The sequence below is a fragment of the Variovorax sp. P4_D9 genome (genome assembly GCF_056401695.1).
In genome coordinates this window covers 1-3,636 of sequence record NZ_JBFUIU010000862.1, presented here as the reverse complement: position 1 = coordinate 3,636, position 3,636 = coordinate 1, and the positions used below count along the sequence as shown (strand labels likewise).

Below are 3,636 nucleotides of genomic sequence, written 5' to 3'. Positions count from 1 at the left end.
GTCATGAAGCGGGCGATGGTCTGCACCGAGCCGCTGTCGTCCATCAACTTGCCGAAGACCGCGCCGAGCAGGAACAGCGGGAAGAACTGGGCCAGGAAGCCGGCCGCCGAACCCATGAAGGTCTGGGTCCAGTGGGCCAGCAGCGGCTCGCCGGCGAACAGGGCGGCGATCAGCGCCGCGGCCGGCGCCAGCACCAGCACGCTCCAGCCCCGGTAGGAGAGCCAAATCAGCAGGCAGAGGCCGAGGAAGATGCCTGCGAGTCCCATGCTCAGACTCCTTCGAGGAGCGCGTCGAGATCGAGCGTCGAGCGCTTGCCGATGTCGCCCTTGTGGGCGTCGAGGAAGGCTTGCGCCGAACGCCGGCCTTCATCGCGCAGCTGGCACAGGAAGGGCCACTCCGAGATCATCTTCGAGGACGCGCCGAGCGCGAGCATGGCGTCGGTGGCAATGCGGTGGATCCGCATGCGGGCCCAGGCCGCGCCCTCGCCGTGGCCGGGATCGGCCACCTGGTGCAGCAGCGCGATCATGCGCAGCTCCTTCAGCAGCGGCGAATTGAAGGACAACTCGTTGAGCCGGTTGTTGATCTCGGTGGCGCTGCGCGGGACGCCCGCCCGCTCGACCGGATTGATCTGGATCAGCAGGGTGTCGCTCGACTGGCATTCGCGGATCAGCGGCGTCATCGTCGGGTTGCCGGCGTAGCCGCCGTCCCAGTACGGGTCGCCGTCGATCTCGACCGCGTGGAACATGGTCGGCAGGCAGGCCGAGGCCAGCAGCACGTCGGGCGTCAGCTCGGGATTGCGGAACACCCGGCCGCGGCCGGTGCGGACGTTGGTCGCGGTGACGAAGAGCTTGATCGGCGAGGCCGTGAGGCGTTCGAAGTCGATCAGTTTGGCAAGGATGTCGCGCAGCGGATTCATGCCGCGCGGATTGAGGTCGTAGGGCGACCACAGGCGCGTGGCCAGGTCGGCCGCAATGAAGGCCGCCGAGTTCTCGAGCGTCCAGGTGCCGGTCAGCATGTCCATCCAGCTGCGCTTGAAGGGGCTGTACTTGGCGGCATCGGAAACCCCGCGCCAGAAGTTGTCGAGCGACTCGCGCGCGCCCTCGGCGCCGCCCACCGCGTGACCCGAGACCAGGGCCGCCGCGTTCATGGCGCCGGCCGAGGTGCCTGAGATGCCGTCGAGGCGCAGCCAGGGCTCCTCGAGCAGGCGATCGAGGACGCCCCAGGTGAAAGCGCCGTGCGAGCCGCCGCCTTGCAATGCGAGATCGATTGGAAATGTCTTCAATCAGAACCTCCGATAGCGTAGCTTGGCGAGAGTGTCCGACCGCGCCGTGTCGGCATGGTGTCAGCAGCAAGAAGTGCGCCCAGAAGGCGCAGCGGGCGACTTTAAGTGAGCGCAGGTCATTGCGGCAACGTCTTTGTGCCGCTCGCGGACGCGCGCTTTTCGAGTCCTGAATCCGGCGTCGGCTGCGCCACGCGGTGTTCACCCCGGCAGGCGGCGCACCACCACGGTCGCCTCGAGCCCTTCATAGGCCTCGGGGTCGCCGTACCAGCTGCCCGAGATCGGCGCCGCCAGGGCCGGATCGCGCGCCACGCCGACCCGGATCAGCTGCGAACTGGCCATCAGGTTGTTGGTGGGATCGAAGGCGACCCAGCCGGCGCCCGGCAGGTAGGCGTGAAGCCAGGCGTGGGTGCTGCCCGATCCGGTGACCGCCTGCCCCGGCTCCGCCTTGCCGGTGTCGAGCGCCGCGTCGTAGAGATAGCCGGAGACGAAGCGCGTCGCGACGCCGAGGCGGCGCGCGGCCTCCATCATCAGCAGCGCGTAGTCGCGGCAACTGCCGCTGCCGAGCGTCAGCGTCTGTAGCGGCGTCTGGGTGCCTTCCTCGTCGCGCGCGACATAGCGTAGGCTCTGGCCGATGTGGGCATTCATGCGGGTCAGCACGTCGCGCGTGCTGTTCGGCTGGTCCGTGTGCAGGAACTGGTGCGCCCAGCGGATCAGCGTGCCGTCCGGATCGTCGTGATGCGGGCGCAGGTAGTGCTCGAGGTCGAGCCGTTCCGCCAGCGAATAGGCAAAGGGCAGCACCTCCGCGGCGGGGTCCAGCGCCAGTTCGTCTAGCGGCGTCGGCACGTGCTCGATCGTGAACGAACAGACGATCCGCAGCTCGGTCGCCTCGCCCATCGGCTGCACCAGCGCGACCGAGTTGGAGTGCGGGTCCTGGATCATCCGCACATAGGCCTGGGGGCTGACCTGCAGGTCGGTGGCCAGGACCCTCAGGTCATGGCTGTCGCGCGGCCTGAACATCACGCGATGCAGCCCGAAGGTAACGGGCGTCTTGTAGCGGTAGACGGTGGTGTGGGTGATGTCGTAATGGATGGCCATGGGCCATTGTGGCCGCGACGGCGGTTGACCCTGTTCGAGGATGCGTCCGACCCCTTCGAAGACTACATGGCCAAGCTCTGACCCGCCGCGCGGGCGCTGCCCAGCGTCCGCGCCAGCTTGACCGGCAGCGGCAGGGGTTCGCCGTGCCATTGGGCGGCCAGCAGCTCGGCGCACAGGACGGCGAAGCTGAGGCCGCGCGATCCGAGCGCGGTGCAGAGCCAGGGGACGTCGGGCTCGCCGGGCAACAGCGGCCCGACCAGCGGGCGGCGGTCCGCCGAGGCGCAGCGAATGCCGGTCCAGGCGCGGGTCGCGCCGTGGTCGAACGCAGGGCCGAGCTGCGCTGCGGCTTCGGGCAGCAGGCGCGCCAGGCGGGCGCGATTGAAGGCCGTGTCCTCGGCCCGCGGCCGAACATCGCGGCTGTCGCGGTCGAAGGTGGCGCCGACGAACCACTCCTGCCCGCCGGCCGCGGGCACGCCGGCGATCAGGTGGCCATCGCCGTTCACCGGCGCCGCGGGCAGTCGCATGGCCTCCGCCATGCGGCCCCCCTCGACCTGGCCGCGCACCGCTTGCAGGGGGTAGGCAGGCGCCAGCGCATGGCTCTCGAATCCGGCGGCGATGACCACCCGGTCGGCCTCGGCCAACCGCTGGCCCTCCGCGTCATGCAGCGCCCAAGGCGCGTGCTCCGTGCCCAGGCGCTCGATCCGGGCCACGCGGCAGCCGGTCCGCACGCGGATCCCGGGCTGCGCCAGCCAGGCCTCAACCAGCCTGGCCGGCCGAACCCAGCCGGCCCGCGCATGCCAGAGGGCTGCCGACCCGGCCGGCAGGCCCGACGCGCGCAGCCGATCCGGCTCCGCGTGCCACGACTCGTTGGGCCCTTCGGCGGACCAGTTGGCCGGCAGGCGATCGTCGCCGTCGGCGCGCCATTCGAGCACGCCGCTGGCGCGCCAGTCCTGACCTTCGACCAGCCACTGTTCCAACTGCTGCCAGGTAACGCGGATGCCGGCTCGCGTCAGGCGCGAGAGCAGCGCGTCGTCTGGCGAAACATGCGGCGCCAGCAGCCCGGCCGGCAAGCTGGAGGCGCCGGCTGCCGGGCGTTCGGCGGCATCCAGCACCTCGACCTCCCAGCCCCTGCGTGCCAGGCTGGCCGCGACGGCCGCCCCGGCGAGGCCGGCGCCAATGACCGCGCAGCGCCGGCCCGGTGGTAGGTGCGCCAGCGCGGGTGCGCGCTGCCGCACCTGCCAGGCCGGCTCGAACAGGCC

General features: G+C 70.8%; 4 protein-coding genes. All 4 read right to left on the bottom strand.

Annotated elements, in window-relative coordinates:
• Positions 1-266 (bottom strand): GntT/GntP/DsdX family permease (locus AC1DY5_RS47000; protein WP_478121233.1); only part of this gene is annotated, 266 nt, incomplete at its 3' end.
• A 2-nt stretch (positions 267-268) separates the two neighbouring features.
• On the bottom strand, positions 269-1,282 hold the full coding sequence (locus AC1DY5_RS46995; RefSeq protein ID WP_478121232.1) for a patatin-like phospholipase family protein: 1,014 nt from the start codon (positions 1,280-1,282) through the stop codon (positions 269-271).
• Positions 1,283-1,480: 198 nt separating this feature from the next.
• Positions 1,481-2,377 carry a transglutaminase family protein gene (locus tag AC1DY5_RS46990; protein ID WP_478121231.1) on the bottom strand — a complete coding sequence of 299 codons (897 nt, stop codon included), beginning with the start codon at positions 2,375-2,377 and terminating at the stop codon, positions 1,481-1,483.
• 62 nt (positions 2,378-2,439) lie between these two features.
• The coding region (mnmC1, locus tag AC1DY5_RS46985) for an FAD-dependent 5-carboxymethylaminomethyl-2-thiouridine(34) oxidoreductase MnmC1 (protein ID WP_478121230.1) at positions 2,440-3,636 on the bottom strand (1,197 nt) is incomplete at its 5' end.